Below are 19,817 nucleotides of genomic sequence, written 5' to 3'. Positions count from 1 at the left end.
GTCGCTCATGCAGATGCCTACCCCCGCGACGGCGGGGGTGGGCGAGTCCATCAGAAGCTCCAGATGGCGTTCACGAACGCGCCGCGGCTGTGGTCGAGATCGGTCAGATCGCTCGAGAAGCTGCCGAAATCGTAGCCCGCGCCGATCCGGGCGTTGTCGCTGATCCGGTAATAGGGCGCCGCGAGCACGCCGTGGTCGAGGGCCTCGGTTTCAGGCTGGTAGAGCGCGCGGTACTCCAGCAGCAGGTCCCAGTTCTCGGCGAAGCTCCACTCGCCGCGCAGCACGAAGACATGCGCCGTGGAATCCTGCCAGTCCGGCTGCGCCCGGTCGGTCGCCAACTCGCCCAGCCGGACGCCGTATTTCGCGCCGACCGAGAGGTCGCGGCCGAGCCGGTAGTCGAGATCGGCCGAGACGACATGGCTGCGCTGCAGCGGCGTGCCGCTGTCGGCGGCGCCGACCGCGCCGCGATCGAGATCGGCGCGCATGTCATACGACAGGACCACGATGAGATCATCATCCATGACCGGCCGCAGCGCGTAGGACAGCCCGGCCTCGGCATATTCGCCGTCGGCCTGGCCAGCGCGGCGTTCATGCGCGTATTCCACCCGGGCGCGCAGCGTGCCGCCGAGATCGTCGGTCAGCTGCCGACTGCGCGCCGCGATCAGCACGCCGTCGCCGTTCTCGCCGGGCACGTCGATCTCGTGCAGCTCGATCCGGGCACGGGCCGCCCCGTGCGGGCGCTCGACCGCGGCGCCGAAGCTCAGCGTGCGGCGGGTGCGGCCCTCGGTCTCGGCGTCGATGGTGGCGGCGAGATCGAGGCTGAACCCGTCCGGCGCCCAGGTCAGCCCGTAGCTCTGACCGTGGCCGTCGCCGGCCCCGCCGAGCAGCAGGTCCTGCTCGGCAAAGATCGACCAGTCGTCGCCTATGTCGCGGCGCTGGCCCAGCACCAGCCCGTGGCCCGCGATATCGTCGGTCGCATCGCCGACGACGCGGTGGCGCAGATAGACCTCGCCGTCGTCGCGAGCATAGCTCAGTCCGGCCTCGAGCCCGGTGCCGGCGCTGCCGAAGCCCAGCTCCGCCTCGGCGCTGAGCCGGTCGGTGAGCGCGCCCGACAGGCCCGCCCCGTAGCGGTGATAGCGGTCGAGATCCCCCTCGGCCGCCAGCGTTCCCTCGGCGAAGAGATGGGCGGTCGCGCCACCCATGCGGCGCTCAACCCTCAGCGCGGCGTCGCTGCGCGTGCCATTTTGGCCGCCGCCCGACAGCGTCTCGCGTTCGAGGCCAAGGCGCAGCTCGGTGGCCGGATCGATGCGCTGCGCCAGATCGAGCCGCAGTTCGCGGCGGCGCTCTGTGCCGCGCTCGACGCTCTCGGCGCCGAAGCCGAGCCGCGTGGCCTCCGTCACCGCGACCTCGACCTCCGCCCCGGCACGGGTGAGCGTCTCGGGCTCGGCGGCGCCGGTTCCTGCGAAGCCGGCTTCACGCCGCTCAACCCAGGCACTGGCCGTGCCCTCGGTCCCGGCCAGCGGGGCGAGATCGGCCTCGGCGCCGAGCGACCAGGCGGTGGCTTCGGTGCCCGGCGCGCCGGACGCCTCCGTCGAAAAGCTCAGCCCGCCATCGGAGGAGCGGTTGAAGGCGCGGCCCGACCCTTCCGAGCGCGCCAACTCGGCCGTGAGGCGCAGACCCGGCGCCGCCTCGAGCGTGGCATCGACCCCGGCCACACGCATCCGCGCATCGCCGGTCTCCTCGTCGAGCGCGGTCGCCCCGACGCTCAGCCCGCCGCCGATCTCCTGGCGCGCCCGCAGCCCGGTCGAGAGATCGTCGATGCCGTCGGCCGGGCGGGCGTAATCGGCGCGCAGGGTGATCTCGTCGCTTTCATCCGAGAACAGCGCGCGGCCGACCTGGCCCATCAGCGGCCGGCCGAGCAGCACGTGGCCCTGGGCGTGGTTGACGCTGTAGTCGAGCCCTTCGACCAGCTGCCGCCGCTCGATCAGCCGGCCGGTCTCGTCGCGCCGCTCGACGCTGAGCTGCACCGTGCCGGGCAGCACGTCTCGATGTGCGAGGCGATAGGAAGCGCCACCGGTGGCGTCGAACAGGTCGGTCTCGGGCAGCGCATCCTCGCGCGAGGCGAAACCCTCGACGCTGCCGGTCTCGGTCGCATGGCGGCCGCTCAGCCCGTAGATGCTGCGCTCGGCCCGGATCAGGTCGCCATCGGCAAGGCTGACGCGGGACTGGCCGAAGGTCAGGTGGCTGTCGTCGCGGGCAATCCTGGCGAACAGCCGGCCGTCGCGGCCGCCGGGATGCAGCAGCGCGCTGCCATCGCCGAAATCGGGCGCACCCGGTGCGGCGTGCAGCCGGGCCAGCGCGTCGCGCCGCTCGGTGCCGGTCAGCCCGTCGAGCAACTCGTCGAGCGGCCGCCCGCCACTGTCGGCCGAGGCGGTCAGCGTCCAGCCATCTCCGACCGGTCCCTGGGCAAAGAAGGCGGCCCGGCCTTCGCTCCAGCCGGTTCCCTCGTCGAGATCGCGCCCGAAGGTCAGATCCAGCATGCCGGTCCGGGTCCAGAGCGGCCGCGCCGCCTGCGCCTCGGGCGCCACCGCGCCCAAGCCAGCGAGTCGCGGCCCGGCCGGGGCGACGGGCTCCGGCACGGGGAGGGACGCAGCCTCGACGAGGGCAGGGGACGACGCCTCGGGATCGAGCGTCACAGGCCGCAGCGCGGGGCGGGCCGAGGGACGGCCAGGGGCGCGGATCTCGAAGGCGAAGGCGTCGGGGGCGGTAGCCTCGGCCGCCGCGCCGGGCACGGCCGGCAGCCCCTCGATCACGAAGGCGGATCCATCGGCGCGGGCCGCCAGTGACTGGCCGCTGACGGCGAGGGTGACTCCGAGCGCGGTGGCGGCGAGAAAGTTGTTGCGGGTCACCGGGCGTCTCCACGGATCAGGGTTTCGAGGACCAGCGGCTGGCGGCTCGCGCCGCTGGCGTGGTGACGCGAAATGGCGTCGGAGATGGCGTCGAGGCGGGCGCGGGCGATCTCGGTCCGGGCCGGGTCGAGATAGACCAGCCCGAGCCGGGTCGGCCCTTCGGCCAGCGCGGCGATCAGCTCGCGCATGCCGTCCTGCCATTCGGGGCGCAGCTGCCCGTCCGGGCCGAAGGCGGCGTCGGTCAGCTGCAGCACTGCCTTGCGGCCCGGCTGCACGCCGAAATCCATCCGCGCCATCTTGCCCCGGGTCAGCCGGGTAACCTGCGGGTTCGGAGTGCTGGGGATCCAGCCCTCGGGCAGGGCGCGCTCGTCGAGCTTGAGCTGCATGTTCGAACCGATCCCGGCCCGGGGCAGCATCGCGCAGGGCACCGAGAAGCGACCATGCGCGTCGGTGAGCACCGTCTCGCCGCCCGGCGCGCGCAGCACCATGCCGCCGAGGCCCGGCTCGTCCGCATCGGCACGGCCGTCGCCGTCGCGATCCTCGAACACCCGGCCGACGACATCGGCGCAGTCGAACACCCGTTCGGGCACGAGGATGAGGGCGGCCTCGGCGCGGGCGAGGACGGTGCCGTCATCGGGGTCGCGCAGCACCGCCATGGAAACGTGGCGGCCGTCGCCGATCCCGCCCGCCGCGACGATCGAGAGGGTGATCACGATCTCGCCATCGGCATCCGGGGTCAGCCCGGCGAAGCGCAACAGCCGCCCGTCGATCTCGGGCTCCTGCGCCCGGCTGTTCACCCGTGCCGATCCCGCGCTGTAGACGAAGCCTTCCGGCAACAGGTCCTCGACGTCGATCCGGTCGTATTCGACCTCACGCGCCACGATCCGGAACGGCAGCGCCGTGCCGCGCGTGGCCTCTTCCGACAGCGCCGCGAAGTCGAGCGCCGGGTCCCCCAGAGCGGCATCGACGGCGATGTGGTTGTTGACCACGTTCGGATCGCCGGGCTCGAGCAGGAAGCTCATGAAATAGCGTGCCGCCTCACCCGCCGCCGGCGGGTTGACCGAGGCGCTGATCTCGCAATCGCCGCCCGGGATCGGGTCGCCGGCGCAGGCGGTGGCGTCGAAAGGCGCCTCCGAGGCCGCGGGAATCCGCGTCGAGGCGCCGGCATGAAAGCCGCCGGGCAGGTCCATGGTGATCCGGTACTCGGTCTCGGTGATCGGGCATTGCGGCGCCGCGTCGGGCACGAGGTCGAAGCGGTAGAAGCCGTCCGCGCCGGTGACCTGCGCCTGCTGTGCCGGGTCGACGAGGCAGCGGCGCGGCAGCGGTGCGCCGGCGGTGTCGACCAGCCGCACCGTGACACCGGCAATCGGTGCCCGGGTGACCGAGTCGTAGATCACGCCCGAGGGGTCGATCGCCAGGTTCTGCTGCTCGAGCGCCTCACCCGGTTCGAGATCGCCGATGCCGAAGCCGCCGAGTGGATCGCCCGCGGGGTTGTTCATCACCACGCGGTAGCCCGAACCGGAGTCGACGAAGAGCTTGTAGCTTCCGTCCGCGTCGGTGGTGACGAACTCGACCGCCTCCCCATCGGCATCGAAGATCGGCTGCGGGCTACCCTCGGCATCAACCACTCTCACGCGGTAGCCCGCGCCGACGCCGCGATCCCGGCCGGGATCGAAGCGGCCGTCATGGTCGATATCGTCGAACACCGTCCCGGCGACGCTGGCGATCGGCGCGATGCGGATCCGCGCCCGTCCCTCGATGCAGTTCGCCGGGTTGAGGGCCTCGCACACACCGTAGCCGACATCATATAGCCCCGGCTCGGAAAAGCGCGGCACGGTGATCCGCCCCTCGGCGTCGATGCCGAGACCGGGGAGGCCGGCATCGTCGGTGATCGAGAACACCGCGTCGGAGGCAACAGCCGGCGCGCCGCCGAAGCGGTCATTGCCGATCACCGAGGCGGTGCGCCCGCCCGACACGCCATAGATCGGCCGGTCGCTGAAATCATCGCTGCCGGCGGTGACCTCGGCCGCTGCGACGGCAAAGCGGACCACCGCCTGGGCGCAGTTGCCAGGGTTCAGCGCTTCGCAGGCGCGATAGGTGACCGCGTAATCGCCGGCCGCCGTCCCGGCCGCCAGGCGAAGCACGCCGACCGCGTCGAGGCTCAGCCCCTTCAGCGGCGAGGCGACCAGGCTCAGCTTCAGGTCCTCGGCCTTGGCGGGGGCGCCACCGATCCGGTCGTTGGCGAGAACGGCCGCGACCTTGCCGCCATCACGTCCCTGGAGCGGTGCAGCGGGGGCGTCGTCGGTGAGCGTCAGCCGCGCTGCCGCGATCACGATCTCGGCCGTGCCATCGGTGCAGTTGTCGGAATCGGCCACCTCGCAGAAGCGGTAGGGCAGGGGGTAGCGCCCTGCCGGCGTCCCGGCTGCAACTGTGACCAAACCTTGAGCATCAAGCGTGATACGGCCATTCGCCGTCGCCGCGCCGTCGCGCAGCGCAAAGCGCAGTTCACCGCTCCGCGCGGCCCGCCCGTCGATCCGCGCCGCCTGCAGCAGGCCGTCCAGCCCGCTCGCGCCGTCCCGCCCATCCGCGCGCAGCGAAACCGGACCGCCCGCCGCAAGAGCCAACGTCTCATGCACATCGCCGACATTGACGGTGAGGTCCTGGCGGCTTTCGTTGCCGGCGGCATCGGTGCCGGTCACGGTGAGTTTGTAGGCGTTGTCGCCGGCGGCGCTGCCAATGGCCTCGAAGTCCGGGGCGGCCTTGAAGGCGAGGCTGCCATCGGTGCCGATCGCGAACTTCGCGGCGTCGGCGCCGGTCAGCGTCCAGCTGACGCTTTCGTCGGCGGCATAGGCGGCGACGGCGGTGCTGTTCTCGGCAATGGTGACCGTGGCGGTAGCGCCGGTCTGGCCGTCCGGGCCGGTCAGCACCGGGGCCGCCTCGTCGACATCACCGACGTTGACAGTGAGGTCCTGGCGGCTTTCGTTGCCGGCGGCGTCGGTGCCGGTCACGGTGAGTTTGTAGGCGTTGTCGCCGGCGGCGCTGGCCCTGGCCTCGAAGTCCGGCGCGGCTTTGAAGGCGAGGCTGCCGTCGGTGCCGATCGCGAACTTGGCGGCGTCGGCGCCGGTCAGCGTCCAGGTGACGCTCTCGTCGGCGGCATAGGTGCCGACGGCGGTGCTGTTCTCGGCGACGGTGACCGTGGCGGTGGCGCCGGTCTGGCTGTCCGGGCCGGTCAGCACCGGGGCCGCCTCGTCGACATCACCGACGTTGACAGTGAGCTCCTGTCGGGCGGCGTTGCCGGCCGCGTCGGTGCCGACGACGGTGACCTTATAGGCGTTGTCGCCGGCCGCGCTGCCATTGGCCTCGAAGTCGGGCGCGGCTTTGAAGGCGAGGCTGCCGTCGGTGCCGATCGCGAACTTGGCGGCGTCGGCGCCGGTCAGCGTCCAGGTGACGCTCTCGTCGGCGGCATAGGTGCCGACGGCGGTGCTGTTCTCGGCGACGGTGACCGTGGCGGTGGCGCCGGTCTGGCTGTCCGGGCCGGTCAGCACCGGGGCCGCCTCGTCGACATCACCGACGTTGACAGTGAGCTCCTGTCGGGCGGCGTTGCCGGCCGCGTCGGTGCCGACGACGGTGACCTTATAGGCGTTGTCGCCGGCCGCGCTGCCATTGGCCTCGAAGTCGGGCGCGTCGCGGAAGGCAAGGCGGCCGTCGGCGGCGATCGCGAACTTGGCGGCGTCGGCGCCGGTCAGCGTCCAGGTGACGCTCTCGTCGGCGGTGTAGGCGGCGACGGCGGTGGTGTTCTCGGCGATGGCGACCGTGGCGGTGGCACCATTCTGGCCGTCCGGGCCGGTCAGGACCGGAGCGGTGGTTTCGGTGCTGCCGACGGTGGCATAGATCGTCTGGGTGCTGGCGTAGTTCTGCGCGTCGGTGGCCTGGATCACCACTTCATAGGTGCTGTCGCCATTTGCGTCGTTCGGGCTGGCAGCGGTCTGCGGGACCAGAAGGCGAAGGGCGCCCGCTCGGTCGATCGAGAACTTGCTCTCGTCGGCGCCGCCGACGATGGCCCATGCGACGTCACGATCGGCGGTCCAGGTTCCCAGTGCCTGCTCGTTGTCGGCCAGAGTGGCCTCGTAGACGTTGCCAGTGCTGCTGTCCGGAGCGGTGATCTTGGCGGAGTTGGCCCGGACATCCTGCAGATAGGCGTTGAGGTCGTCGAGCAGGCCGTTCGCCGCGTTGCCGCTGACATCGGCGCCGTCAGCGTGGACCAGGTCCGAGCCGACCGTGCGCAGGCCGTAGTTGCTGCCTTTGTCGGTATCGGTTTCCGAGCGCAGTACGTAAGTGCCACCGCTATAGGTCAGCGTGTAGGAGGGCGAGCCCGGGGAGGGGATGAAGCCGAAATGGTGTAACTGATTTTTTGCCGTCTCGCGCCAGTTGATCGCACCTTCGACGTCGATCACCTCGCCTGACGTGGTGATGATCCGCATCACGCCGGGGATGTCGTTGCCCTGCGCGGTATAGATCCCCGTGTCCGAGACCTGCCGGAAATAGGCGACGTCCACGTCGAGCGTCGAGAAGTTCTTGATGTTGTCGGTCTTGTTCTTGCTGGTCCCGACATCGCCGATGAAACCCTCCGGAAAGGGCACGGAGACGATTTGCGCCTTCTGAGCCATCGCCCCGGGCACCCAGAAGGCCAGAAGGATCGCGGCAATACCGAAGGATTTGCGGGTCCGGCCCATGGCGGGGCGATTGGGGCGATGTGGTTGGGCCATGGCAATAGGTCTCCTGCGGCGCGCGCGCCGGGGGTGAGGGTCGTGGGGCTGTGAAGGGAGGGCGGCGGCAGGGGGCGCGTTTTGCCCCTATTCGAGGGAGGGAATTCTCATCTGGACCTTTCCGCCTGTCCTGAAGGCCGGGAGGCCGAAAGATCGACCCGCCGCGCGAGAGAGTTGCGGAGCCCTGTCGAGCTCCGGAGGACCACTTTCAGCAGCCATGAACCGATAAGGTCGTCCCGGTCAGGGGAGGTCAAGGATAGTGGGGAGCCAAAAACATGAGCGTTGCTCGTTTCGTGACGTCACAATAACAGGCACCTGCCTATTCTTTAGTATTGCCCCAGAACTGCCACATTTGCCTTGGGTTTGGCCAAGGATAGCCAGGTTTTATCCTTCGTTCGCGCGGCGGTGACGGCAGGCCCCGAAGGGTGATTCCCGCAGCTGCCCAGATCGCCGCCGGGTGTTAGGTGCCCGGGCTTTTTGGAAGCAGGGCGCGTCGGCCTCCTTTCCTGCGCAATAGCGCAGATTGCCGGCGGGGCCGGTGCGTCGATGGCCCGAGGGGTGCCAAGTGCCGAGCCACAGGTTCGGTATCGGGTAGCAGGAACGGTTTAGCTTTGCTGCCGGCCTGCAAGTTCCTGATCCGGCCGAACTTCAGCGCGGCGCTTGAGATGGCATCGGACTGAAAGGCTAGAAGTCTGGCACCCGGCCGGTGCCTTTGTGATCTACAACTTGAGGGGGAGTTGCGCCTACAAGGCAATAAGCCCCAAATGGCCAGCCTGGAGGACGAGCAGGCACCCAGCCCGACGTTGGGGCAACCTCTTGCGGGCGCGACGGGGGCAGCGGCCCGGAAGCCGACAAGGCCACTACATGGCATCACCGAGGCGGGGAAAACGAAAGCGGCACGCATCGCTTCTCGGCTGCGCCGGCTTGCCCCAACGACATGCATAGGATTTGGGCAATTGCCTTCCTTTTAAACAAGGGGCTTCGAACCCTGCCACAACCGCTGGTGCATGTGCTGTCCAGCCGCTAGAAGGCGCCGAAATTAGCGGGTCGAGAAGAAAAGAACGGGTGACATGGCTGAGACTACAGGCGAGCTGCGCCACGCCATTGCGGGGATGGACGACGAACAGCTACCGGTGCCGCGGCACCGACTGCACGGGCCGGGGCACTTCCTCGGCCTTTACGCAGCGGAACATGTGGCGGCGACTGAATTCGTGATCGGCGCGGCCTTCGTGGCGCTCGGCGCCACGATCCACGACATCCTGATCGGCCTGCTGATCGGCAACATGCTCGCGGTGCTGAGCTTCTGGCTGATCACCGCGCCGATCGCCGTGAAGACCCGGCTGAGCCTCTACACCTATCTCGAACAGAACATGGGCGAGCTGTTCTCGCGGCTCTACAATGGCGCGAACGTGCTGATCTTCGTCGTTATATCGGCAGCGATGATCACAGTCTCGGCCACCGCGTTGCGGGTGCTGTTCGGGGTGCCGCCACAGCTGATGCCCTATCCGACGAGTCCGGCATTCGTGCTGATCGCCGCCTCGGCCAGCGTTATCGCCGTGCTCGTGGCCTATTACGGCTTCAACGTGCTCAGCGAGTTCGCCTCGATCTGTGCGCCCTGGCTGATGGTGATGTTCACCGCGGGCGGGATGGTCCTGCTTCCGGCGCTGAACGAGTCGCTGACCGGCCAGACCACACTCGACAGCTTCCGGGCCTTCGTGGATCTCGCGGGCGCGACGGTGTTCACCGGCACCAATGCCGCGGGCGAGCCCGGGATCGGCATCTGGGAGGTCATCGGTTTCGCGTGGGCCGCCAACACCTTCGCCCATTTCGGGCTGATCGACATGGCGCTGCTGCGCTATGCCCGCAAGACCCGCTACGGCTTGTGTACGGCGACCGGCATGATGTTCGGCCACTACGTCGCATGGATCTCCGCGGCGCTGATGGGCGCGGCCACCGCGGCCTTCATGCAGACCTCGATCGCCGTCGTCTCGCCGGGCGACGTGGCCTATCTCGCGCTCGGCGCCAGCGGCTTCGTCATCGTCATCGTGGCGGGGTGGACCACGGCGAACTCCAACCTCTATCGAGCGGGCCTCGCCGCACAGGCGGTGTTTCCGAACACCTCGCGCACCAAGGTGACGTTGATCGTCGGGGCCGTTGTGGTGGTGGGCAGTTGCTTCCCGATCATCTATCGCAGCTTCCTGCCGCTCCTGACCTATGCCGGCCTGCTGCTGGTGCCGGTCGGCGGCATCGTCTTCGCCGAGCAGCACCTGTTCCCGCGGATGGGGATGAAGACCTACTGGCACAAGCTGCGTGGAGCGCATCAGAACGTCCCGGCGATCGCCACCTGGGCGGCGGCACTGGTCTTCGGCTTCGGCCTGAATTTGATCGACCTTTTTCCCTTCTATTACCTCTTCGTGCCGACCTGGATCCTGTCGATCCTGCTCTACAGCTGGCTGGCCAAGCGCGCCGGGGCGGATAAGGAGTGGCCGGAGGCCGAGGACAGGCTCGCGGCTTTCGATCAGGCGGTGAAGGAGCACCATCAGGAGCTGGCGGCGCGCGAGGCGATCGAGCCGGCAAAGGACAGCACCGTCCTGACCAAGCTCATCCGTGCGGTCTGGATCGTGGTCGGGCTCCTTATCCCCGCGGCGCTGGCTTGGCGGGTGCTGTTCAACAGCCCGGACCTTGATGCCTATTATGCGAACCGGGAGCTCTTCTACAGCCTGACGATCTGGTGCACCGGGATCTACTTCACCTTTGCCTGGTGGGATCTGCAACGGTCGAAAGCGCCCCGGCGGATGGCTGCGGCGGTGGAGTGCCCGGCCGAGTGAGGCGGCAATCGCGCGGTCCCCGACCCCTTACGGCCGCCTCGCGACGGGCTCCTTGATACCAATGGGCAGCTCCGACTGCTGCCGGGACAATCCCGACATGAGAAGGCCGCCCATCGGGCGGCCTTCGCTTTTGCCATCTGGGGTGGTCTCAGTCCTTGAGGGCGCGCTTGGCCTCGCCCTTCATGTCCTGGCCATGACCCTTGAGCTTCTGGGCCTTGCCTTCGTTCTGCAGGTCCTTGTCGCCGGTCGCGTCGCCGAGCTTGTCCTTGGCGGCGCCGGCGGCCTTGTTCATCGCGCCTTTGGCCTTGTCATCATGCTCGCTCATCTCGTCTTCCTCCGATGCGGGATCGCAGCACGGGCGCCGGACGCGCCTCGTGCCTGCTTGCGGGATAAACGCATGAGCGGGGGACACCGTTCGATGGGTCTCCCGCTGTCGGCCAGAACGTGCCGAGGCGGCCATGGCCTAGCCTGTTTCTGCCTCAAGGAAGCCTACCACCGCCTCCAGAAACCTGTCCGGCGCGGTGTTCATCGCCTCATGGCCCTCTCCTTCGAACTGAGCGCGCCGCACGTCCGGCAGGACTTCGGCCAGCGCGTCGGTGACGAACATCTCGGGCGGGGTCTCGGAGCCGGTCAACAGCAGCACCGGGATCTCGAGCCCCGCAAAGCGGTCGGCATCGAAGTCGTAGCGGCTCAGCGCCATGACGTCCTGCAGCGAGGCGCGGGCGTCGTCGACCACCTGCTTCCAGTCGCTGGCGGCCATCAGGCTCTGCATGATGTCGCGGGGCAGTTCGAAGACACCCTCGTAGAAGGCCTTCGCCACGCCGAGCCAGTCCTGCCTATCCGCGGCCTCACGCATCCGCTCGAGTACGATCGGCTGGGGTCCCTCGGGGCGGGGTGGCTCGTAGAGGATCAGCTTGGCGACAGCCCGCGGTCGCCGCGCCGCCGCCGCGAGCGCGACCTGCGCGCCATAGGAATGCCCGAGCAGGTGGACCGGTGTGCCGATATGGTCGATCAGGGCCGCGACATCCTCGGCCTCGTCCTCGACGCTGTGACCCTCGGTCGCCGTGCTGTCGCCCCGCCCGCGGCGCGCGAAGGCGTAGACGGTAAAGTGCCGGGCCAGCTTGGGCCGCGTGCGAAACCAGTTCGAGCGATGATCGCTGAACGAGCCATGAACCAGAACGAGCGGCGGGCCGGATCCGTCCTGCTCGTAGGAGAGGGCGACGCCCGTCGGCGTAACGAAGTTTCTCGTCTCCGACGGCTGGGCCGCGTTGCCACGGGTCATAAACGGTCCTCCCTCCCACAACCGGAGCGCCGGGGCCGAGGGGCTTCTCGACCCACCGGATGTCGGCCCCGGTCCGTTGGATCAACCGGCCGCGTCCCGTGCTGTTCCGGTCAAGCCGTATGCACGGAGCGTGTCGACTATCGGGGGCGGGGGTTGAAATGTTGAAAGGACGTTTCCAGCGGCGGGCCCGGCCACACAAGTGCATCGCGTGCGCAGATGCGGGATTGTCCGTAGGCGCGCGCGGTGCAAACTGGGCCCAGCATCGCCAGAGGGAGGCCAGCCGTGAGCCGACACGCCAAGATCAACGACGCCTCCAGCTTCTGGATGCCGTTCACGCCGAACCGCGACTTTGCCGCCGATCCGCGGCTGATCGTGGCGGCCGACGGCATGTATTACACCAGTGATGACGGGCGGCAGATCCTCGACGCCACCGCGGGGCTGTGGTGCGTCAATGCCGGCCACAACGATCCGCTGATCGTCGAAGCGGTGCAACGGCAAGTCGCCACGCTCGACTATGCCCCGCATTTCAACTTCGGCACGCCGCAGGCCTTCGAATTGTCGACCCGGCTCGCGGGCCTGTTCCCCGAGGGGCTCGACCATGTCTTCTATACCAACTCCGGCTCGGAGTCGGTCGACACCGCGCTCAAGATCGCGCTGCACTACCACCGCATGCGCGGTGACGGGGCGCGGACCCGGCTGATCGGCCGTGAGCGGGGCTACCACGGCACCGGTTTCGGCGGCATCTCGGTGGGTGGCATCGTGAACAACCGCCGGCATTTCGGCACGCTGCTCAACGGCGTCGACCACCTGCGGCACACTCATGACCCGGCGCGCAACGCCTTCTCGCGCGGCTGCCCCGAGCACGGGGTGGAGCTGGCCGAGGATCTGGAAAGGCTCTGCGCGCTGCACGACCCTTCGACCATCGCCGCCGTCATCGTCGAGCCGATGGCAGGATCGACCGGCGTGCTGCTGCCGCCGAAGGGATATCTCGCGCGGCTGCGCGAGATCTGCGACCGGCACGGCATCCTGCTCATCTTCGACGAGGTGATCACCGGCTATGGCCGTCTGGGCAAGATGACGGCGGCCGAGTATTTCGGCGTGACGCCCGACATCATCGCGACCGCCAAGGGGCTGACCAACGGCGTGGTGCCGATGGGCGCGGTGGCGGTCAGCCGCGAGATCTACGCCTCCGCGATGGAGCGCGCCGACACCCCGATCGAGCTGTTCCACGGCTATACCTACTCGGCGCATCCGCTGGCGGTGGCCGCGGCGCTGGCAACGCTCGAGAGCTACCGCGCGAACGAGATGTTCGCCCGTGTCGAGGCGTTGGCGCCGAAATGGGAGAACGCGCTGCACGAGTTGCGGGGACGGCCGCATGTCGCCGATATCCGCAATCTCGGCCTTGTCGGCGCGATCGAGCTGGAAAGCCGTCCCGGCGCACCGGGTGCGCGAGGCTGGCAGGCGATGAAGCTGGCTTGGGAGGAGGGGCTGATGATCCGCGTGACGGGTGACATCATCGCGCTGTCGCCGCCCTTCATCATCACCGAGGCGCAGGTCGACGGGCTGTTCGACCGGCTGGCCGACATCCTCGACCGGCTCGATTGAAGCGAGGCGGTTCGGGCGGCTTCGATGGCCGCGCCCCCGGATCGCCGCGTCGTCTGGGCTCGGCGCTGATGGCGCTCGCTGGCAAGGCGGACGAGAAGGGGGCTCTACCGCCGTTGAAGGAAGAGGACCGCGCGGTTGGACTTGTCGTTAGGTTGGACAGGACCCGGCGGAGGCAATATCGCCTTGAAGGCGGGGGACGGTTTTTGCATCTTCGCGCAAGCTTGGACGAATCGTCCCGGCCGATGCCCCAGCCCGATTCCATCGGGCCCGGGCCGTCGCGGTCCCATAGCTCAACTGGATAGAGCAGCTGACTTCTAATCAGCAGGTTCGGGGTTCGAGTCCTCGTGGGATCGCCACAATCCGATTTGCTTCCAAGCGCTTGCCGCAGCTTCCGGGTCCCGGTGATTAGGGGCATGTCCGGAGAGCAGGCCGCTTCTGGCGCCGCCAGTGCAGAGACAGGTTCTTCGGATGGCGGTCTTGCGAAGTGGTCAGGGCCGAGACCTTGCCGGGAATTTTCCGGGCAATTTCTTAAAGGCAGCGAATTCGAATGCTGATATCTCCCTTCCGATATTCAACTCGAAGCTGACGAAATGAGAAAGTATTCGCGGTGTACGGTCTAAGGGATCGACTGAATTGATTAAAATTGGGGCAGTCGGCCGCTCGATCTTCGTGATACTGGAACTCCGAATGCCGTTTTGGGCAGGCGGCACGTTTGATAGCTTCGATCAATAGATCGGTTGCTAAATAGTTCGTCTGATTGCGGCGCTACGAGCTTCTGATATCATTGAGATCTTGTCGGCTCTGAATAATCATTCGGGGCATTCCCTCTGGGCAGCGCAGAAATGCGTTTGAGTTTTCCTGCACCCCGGCTTGCCGAAAATCGGGCGGATGACTTGTGCCGTTTTTATCCTGTGAGGTGTTATGGAGAACTCGATTTTCAACGAAATGGAGTCTTCGGTCGCCTCCTATTGTCGATCGTTTCCCGCCCTCTTCTCGAAAGCCAGTGGCAGCGAAATCTGGGACGTGGAGGGCGTGCGCCGCCTGGACTTCCTGGCGGGGGCCGGGGCGCTGAATTACGGCCACAACCATCCGGCCCTGACCGCCGCGCTGGTCGAGTACATCTCGAAGGACGGCATCGCCATGAGCCTCGATTTGCACACCGAGGCCAAGGCGGCGTTTCTCTCCACCTTCGCGGAAACCGCGATGTCGCGCTGCGGGCTCGATCATGTCGTGCAGTTCACCGGCCCGACCGGCACCAACGCCGTCGAGGCGGCGATGAAGATCGCAAGGAAGGTGACCGGTCGCACCACAATCGCCGCCTTTACCAACGGGTTCCACGGCATGACGCTCGGCGCGCTCGCGGCGACCGGCAATGCCGCGCATCGGCGGGGGGCGGGTCTGCCGCTGCCGGGTGGGGCGCTGTTGCCCTATGACGGGTATCTCGGGCCCGATGTCGACACGACGGCCTATTTCGAGGCGCTGCTCTGCGATCCCTCATCGGGCTTCGATTGGCCTGCCGCCGTGATCGTCGAATGCGTCCAGGGCGAAGGGGGGCTCAACGTTGCGCGGGCAGACTGGCTGCGCAACCTGTCACGCGTCTGCCGCGCCCATGGGGTTCTGCTGATCGTCGACGACATCCAGGCCGGTTGCGGGCGGTCCGGCGGCTTCTTCTCCTTCGAGCGGTCCGGCATCGTGCCCGACATCGTCACCCTTTCGAAATCCCTATCGGGTTCCGGGCTGCCGATGTCGATCGTGCTGATCCGCCGGGATCTCGATCAGTGGGAGCCGGGCGAGCATAACGGCACCTTCCGGGGCAACAACCTCGCCTTCGTCACCGCCCGGGCCGCGCTCGATCTGTTCTGGCGCGACGACACCTTCGAACTTGAGATCGCCCGGAAGGCCAAGCGGGTCCATGAGGCCCTCGCAGGGATCGCGGAGGATCACCCCGGGGTATTCGCGGGGCAGAAGGGGATCGGCATGATGCAGGGGCTGCTCTGCGTCGACGCCGAACGGGCGGCGGCGATCTGCGGCGCCGCTTATGAACGCGGTCTCATCATCGAGAGGGCGGGGCCACGCGACGAGGTGCTGAAGGTCTTCGCGCCGCTGACGACACCACTCGCGCAGCTCGACGAAGGCCTGGGGATCCTAGCCGAAGCGGTCGACGTGACCTCTGGCCAAAGCTGCCGGAATGTCGCCTGATGGCGACATCGTCGCGCGGCTGCGCGTTGAGCCGGACTTGGCTGCCGAGGGCTCCAATGGTGCGCCCGCCGCCGCGGCCGGCAAGGCTCGTTTCGTGCTGCGCTCAGGCCATGACGACCGGCCCCGCTGGCGCCGGGGCGAGCGTCTGCACCACCTGTTCGAACGTATGGCCGACCGCATGCCTGCGTCGGTCGCGGTCGAAACTCAGTGCCGCATCATCACCTATGGCGCGCTCGACCGGCTGGCGAACCGGTTGGCGCGTTACCTGCTGTCGCAGGGGCTGGGCGACGGCGACGTCGTGGGCCTGCTCTTCGACCGCTCGGTGGAGAGCTACGTCGGGTTGCTGGCGGTGCTCAAGATCGGTGCGGCCTACGCACCGCTCGACCCCGGATTTCCGGCTGACCGCATCGCCTTCATCGCCGAGGATGCGGGGATCAAGGCGGTCCTGACGGTCGCGTCCTGGACCGGTCTGGCCGAGGCCGCAGGTGGTCCAGTCTTCGCCATCGACATGCTCGGAGACGAACTGGCCCGGCAGGACGTCGCCCGCCCCGACCGGCCATCGATTGCCTCCGATGCGCTCGCCTACGTGATCTACACATCCGGCACCACGGGGCGCCCCAAGGGCGTGCCGATCGATCATTCCATGATCGTCAACTTCGTCCGCGTGGCGGGCGAGATCTATGGCTATCGGCCGGGCGACCGGGTCTATCAGGGGCTTACCCTCGCCTTCGATTTTTCGGTCGAGGAGGTCTGGGTGCCGCTGCTCACAGGGGCAACGCTGGTGCCGAACGATGCCGGGGCGAGCCTCGTGGGGGAGGACCTGCAAGCGTTCCTCGGCGCGCGGCGCATCACCGCCCTGTGCTGCGTGCCGACGCTCTTGGCGACGCTCGAGCCAGAACTGTCCGAATTGCGTCTCCTCATCGTGTCGGGCGAGAGCTGCCCCGCCGATCTCGTGTCGCGCTGGCACAGTGAGAAGCGGCGGATCCTCAACGCCTACGGGCCGACGGAGGCGACCGTCACCGCCACCGTGGCCGAGCTACAGCCGGGCCGCCTGGTGACCATCGGTGTGCCTCTTCCGACCTACTGGACCTGCATCCTGGATCCCGATACCGGCAGCTTCGTCGAGCGGGGCGGCACGGGTGAGATCGCGATCGGCGGGATCGGTGTCGCGCGCGGCTATCTGAACCGGCCCGGCCTGACCCAAGCGGCTTTCGTGCCGATAAAGCCAGGACAAGCCTCGTCCACGCTCGGCCGATTGTACCGGACCGGGGATCTGGGCCGCGTCGACGAGACCGGCGAACTCGTATGTCTCGGCCGGATCGATACCCAGGTGAAGATCCGTGGCTACCGGATCGAACTGGCGGAGATTGAGTCGGCGATCATGCAGATCGAAGGGATCCGCCAGGCGGTGGTCGAGGTCTTCACGCCAGAGCCTGACATGACCGAACTGGTGGCCTATTTCACCGGCGACACCGCCGTCGAGGAGATCGTCGCGGCGCTGCGGACAAGGCTGCCGGCCTACATGATCCCGAGCTACTTCGAACGCCTCGAAGAGATCCCGATGCTGGTCTGCGACAAGGCGGATCGAAAGGCGCTGCCGCCGCCGCGCAGCCGTCGCATCGGCGGCCGCGGCTGCGTCGCGCCCGGCAACCAGCTAGAACTCGCCCTCGCGGGTTGCCTCGCCAGTGTTCTCGGGCTGGAAGAGGTGTCGGTCGTCGACCACTTCTTCGACGACATGGGGGCGAACTCGTTGCTGATGGCGCGGTTCGCCGCTCGGGCGCGCGCCGAGCTCGGCGTCACGGCGCTGTCGATCCGAGAGGTCTACGGCCACCCGACGATCCGGGGACTGGCGGGCCAGCTTGCATCCCTGCAAGCGCCGGCACCGATCGAGCGGCGCGAGGACAATATCCACCGCGCCGGCGCGCTGGCCTATTGGGGCACCGGTGCCGGTCAGGTCGCGTTCGGCCTGCTCTATACCTGGCTCGGCCTCGAACTCGCGTTGGCGGGGCTTACCTACGTCTTCGAGGCGGCTGGCATCGCGGGGATCTACTGGCGCGCCGTCGCAGTCTCATTCGCCTTGCTTGTCGGGTTCTCGGCGCTGCCGGTGGCGGCGAAATGGCTCCTCGTCGGTCGCTGGCGGGCGACGGAGTTCCCGGCATGGGGGCTGACCTATTTCCGGTTCTGGCTGCTTCGCACCCTGTCGCGCGCCTCGCCGCTGGCGCTGATGACCGGCACGCCGCTCTACAATGCCCATCTCCGGCTGCTCGGCGCCCAGGTGGCCTTGAGCGCGCTGATCCGCTCCAAGCCGCCCGTGCCTGCGGATCTCGTCACCATCGGGTCCGGTACGGTGATCAATCGTGGCGTCCTTCTTTCCGGCTACAAAGCGGTCTCCGGGCACATCCGGCTTGGCCCGGTGCATATCGGGCGCGACGTTCATGTGGGCGAAGGGGCGGTGATCGATATCCAAACACGGATCGGCAATGGCGCGGACATCGCCCATGTCTCGACCGTGATGGAGGGGCAGGACCTGCCGCCGGAGGGCAGCTATGTCGGCGTCCCGGCGAGGCCCGCCGAACGGGGGTTCCGCCCGTTCAGGTCGCGGCACCGCACGGTGCTGCGAAGCTGGCTCTACAGCCTCTATCTGGTTGCCACCATGATCTTTTGGGCCGGGCCGATAGGGCTCGCGCTGTTCTCGGTGCTCTATGCCTTCGTGTCGGGGGCGCTGGAGATGCCAGTGGCGCTGCCCGATACGACGTCCACCCTGCTGGCGCTGCCCTACATCCTCGTCGGCACGCTGGCGCTCTTCGTCGTCGGGATGATCCTGTCGGCGCTGAGCGCCTTGCTGGTGCCCCGGCTGGCATGGCTGTTCCTGAAGGAGGACCGGATCTACCCGCTTTACGGCATCCATCACCTGATGTTCCGGATTCTCGCCGGGGCGGCCAACAACAAGTTCTACAACGAGTTGTTCGGGGACAGCAGCTATATCGTTCCGTGGCTTCAGGCGCTCGGCTACCGGTTCGGGACGGTCGTCAACACCGGCACCAATTTCGGCATGAGCCAAAGCCAGGACGTGCCGTTCCTCTGCGAGGTCGGTGCCGGGACGATGGCCTCCGACGGGCTGGTTCTGGCCAATGCCGAATACGCCAATGGCTGCTTTCGCCTCAAGCGGATCCGCCTCGCCGAGCAGAACTTCCTCGGCAACGCCGCCATCGTGCTCCCCGGCTCCCGGGCCGGGCGGGACGTGCTGATCGGCACCAAGACCCATATCCCGGTTCACGGGCCCTGGCGGCGGGAGACGGGCCTGCTCGGCTCACCGGCCTTCGAGATCCCGAGATCGGTCCGCCGGGACCATCGCTTCGACCGCTACAAGGCGCCGGCGGTGCTGGCCGGACGGCTGCGTCGCAAGAACCGGCACAATATCCAGTCAATGGGGCTCTTTCTGCTGTCGCGGTGGGGCGCGTTCGTGGTCTTCGCGGTGCTGGGGCACATGATGACGGTGGATCTGGGCCTGACGTCGCCCTTCGGGCTGGCCTGCACCATGGCGGTCCTCTTCGTCGCGACGCTGCTCTACCAGATCGCCTGGGAATTGGGTGCGCTCCGCGGACGGCGGCTCGAACCCAATTACTGCTCGATCTACGACAGCTATTTCTGGTGGCACGAGCGCTACTGGAAACTCGGCATTTCCGGCCTGAGCGCGTCGCTCAACGGCACGCCGTTCAAGCCCCTGCTGTGGCGCGCGCTGGGCATGCGGGTGGGGCGGCGGGTTCTCGATGACGGCATGAACGCCCCGGAGAAGTCGCTTTGCGAGATCGGCGACTATTCGACCTTCAACATCGGGTCGGTCCTGCATTGCCACTCCCTCGAGGACGGCACCTTCAAATCCGGAAGCGTTCTCGTCGGTGCGGGCGCGACGATCGGGATTGGGACCTGGGTGCATTACGACACGCGGGTGGGCGCCGGGGGGCTGGTCGATGCGGGCGGCTTCCTGATCAAGGGAGAGGTGGTCGAGGATTGGACCCGCTGGGTCGGGAACCCGGCACGCGCAGCCTCGGCCGAAACCCGAGAGATGAGTGGCCCAAACGCGGACGTCCGCGCCTCCTCCGTGGCAGCGGATGCCGTGTCGGCTTGAGGGTACAGCGACGCCCAAGTCGATATTCGAGGCTGAGGGGCAGGCATGCGGGCCTCGCGATGGCCGGGGGTGCCGCCGTTCATGCGAAGAACAAGGCCA

General features: G+C 67.9%; 8 protein-coding genes and 1 tRNA gene. 5 read left to right on the top strand and 4 right to left on the bottom strand.

Features of this window, described 5'->3' with window-relative positions:
- Nucleotides 1–50: 50 nt before the first annotated feature.
- The gene (locus tag FHS00_RS06270; protein WP_183470937.1) at nucleotides 51–2,909 is read right to left on the bottom strand and encodes a hypothetical protein; all 2,859 of its coding nucleotides are present in this window, start codon (nucleotides 2,907–2,909) and stop codon (nucleotides 51–53) included.
- Nucleotides 2,906–7,675, bottom strand: coding sequence for a hypothetical protein (locus FHS00_RS06265; protein WP_183470935.1), 4,770 nt, complete (start codon nucleotides 7,673–7,675; stop codon nucleotides 2,906–2,908). Before FHS00_RS06265 ends, FHS00_RS06270 begins: the two co-directional genes overlap by 4 nt.
- Nucleotides 7,676–8,745: 1,070 nt before the next feature.
- Between FHS00_RS06265 and FHS00_RS06260 the strand changes: the two genes are divergently transcribed.
- Nucleotides 8,746–10,503, top strand: a complete 1,758-nt coding sequence (locus FHS00_RS06260; protein WP_183470934.1) for a purine-cytosine permease family protein — start codon at nucleotides 8,746–8,748, stop codon at nucleotides 10,501–10,503.
- A 148-nt stretch (nucleotides 10,504–10,651) separates the two neighbouring features.
- Here the strand turns inward: FHS00_RS06260 and FHS00_RS06255 are convergent, their stop codons facing one another.
- Nucleotides 10,652–10,828 carry a CsbD family protein gene (locus FHS00_RS06255; protein WP_183470932.1) on the bottom strand — a complete coding sequence of 59 codons (177 nt, stop codon included), beginning with the start codon at nucleotides 10,826–10,828 and terminating at the stop codon, nucleotides 10,652–10,654.
- 138 nt (nucleotides 10,829–10,966) lie between these two features.
- Nucleotides 10,967–11,785 (bottom strand): alpha/beta fold hydrolase, encoded by an 819-nt coding sequence (locus tag FHS00_RS06250; protein ID WP_183470930.1) that lies wholly within the window; start codon nucleotides 11,783–11,785, stop codon nucleotides 10,967–10,969.
- A 324-nt stretch (nucleotides 11,786–12,109) separates the two neighbouring features.
- On the opposite strand from FHS00_RS06250, the gene aptA reads away from it, so the two are divergent.
- The 4 genes from aptA (at nucleotide 12,110) to FHS00_RS06230 (ending at nucleotide 19,718) form a co-directional block, all read left to right on the top strand.
- The gene (aptA, locus tag FHS00_RS06245; protein WP_183471212.1) at nucleotides 12,110–13,390 is read left to right on the top strand and encodes an omega-aminotransferase AptA; all 1,281 of its coding nucleotides are present in this window, start codon (nucleotides 12,110–12,112) and stop codon (nucleotides 13,388–13,390) included.
- Between the two features lie 279 nt (nucleotides 13,391–13,669).
- Nucleotides 13,670–13,746, top strand: a tRNA-Arg gene (locus tag FHS00_RS06240).
- 565 nt (nucleotides 13,747–14,311) lie between these two features.
- Nucleotides 14,312–15,589, top strand: coding sequence for a diaminobutyrate--2-oxoglutarate transaminase (ectB, locus tag FHS00_RS06235; protein ID WP_183470928.1), 1,278 nt, complete (start codon nucleotides 14,312–14,314; stop codon nucleotides 15,587–15,589).
- Entirely contained in the window at nucleotides 15,579–19,718 is a 4,140-nt protein-coding gene (locus tag FHS00_RS06230) for a Pls/PosA family non-ribosomal peptide synthetase (protein ID WP_183470926.1), read from the top strand. The genes ectB and FHS00_RS06230 overlap by 11 nt, the downstream gene beginning before the upstream one ends.
- Nucleotides 19,719–19,817 lie beyond the last annotated feature (99 nt).

Origin of the sequence: Limimaricola variabilis (assembly GCF_014195545.1) — a bacterium.
GTDB lineage: Bacteria > Pseudomonadota > Alphaproteobacteria > Rhodobacterales > Rhodobacteraceae > Limimaricola > Limimaricola variabilis.
This window is presented reverse-complemented; position numbering and strand designations above follow the sequence as displayed.

What these genes read in the sequence shown, in the direction of transcription:
- FHS00_RS06265 (WP_183470935.1), bottom strand. Translation starts at nt 7,675, where the DNA reads ATGGCCCAACCACATCGCCCCAATCGCCCCGCCATGGGCCGGACCCGC.
- FHS00_RS06260 (WP_183470934.1), top strand. Translation starts at nt 8,746, where the DNA reads ATGGCTGAGACTACAGGCGAGCTGCGCCACGCCATTGCGGGGATGGAC.
- FHS00_RS06255 (WP_183470932.1), bottom strand. Translation starts at nt 10,828, where the DNA reads ATGAGCGAGCATGATGACAAGGCCAAAGGCGCGATGAACAAGGCCGCC.
- FHS00_RS06250 (WP_183470930.1), bottom strand. Translation starts at nt 11,785, where the DNA reads ATGACCCGTGGCAACGCGGCCCAGCCGTCGGAGACGAGAAACTTCGTT.
- aptA (WP_183471212.1), top strand. Translation starts at nt 12,110, where the DNA reads ATGCCGTTCACGCCGAACCGCGACTTTGCCGCCGATCCGCGGCTGATC.
- ectB (WP_183470928.1), top strand. Translation starts at nt 14,312, where the DNA reads ATGGAGAACTCGATTTTCAACGAAATGGAGTCTTCGGTCGCCTCCTAT.
- FHS00_RS06230 (WP_183470926.1), top strand. Translation starts at nt 15,579, where the DNA reads ATGTCGCCTGATGGCGACATCGTCGCGCGGCTGCGCGTTGAGCCGGAC.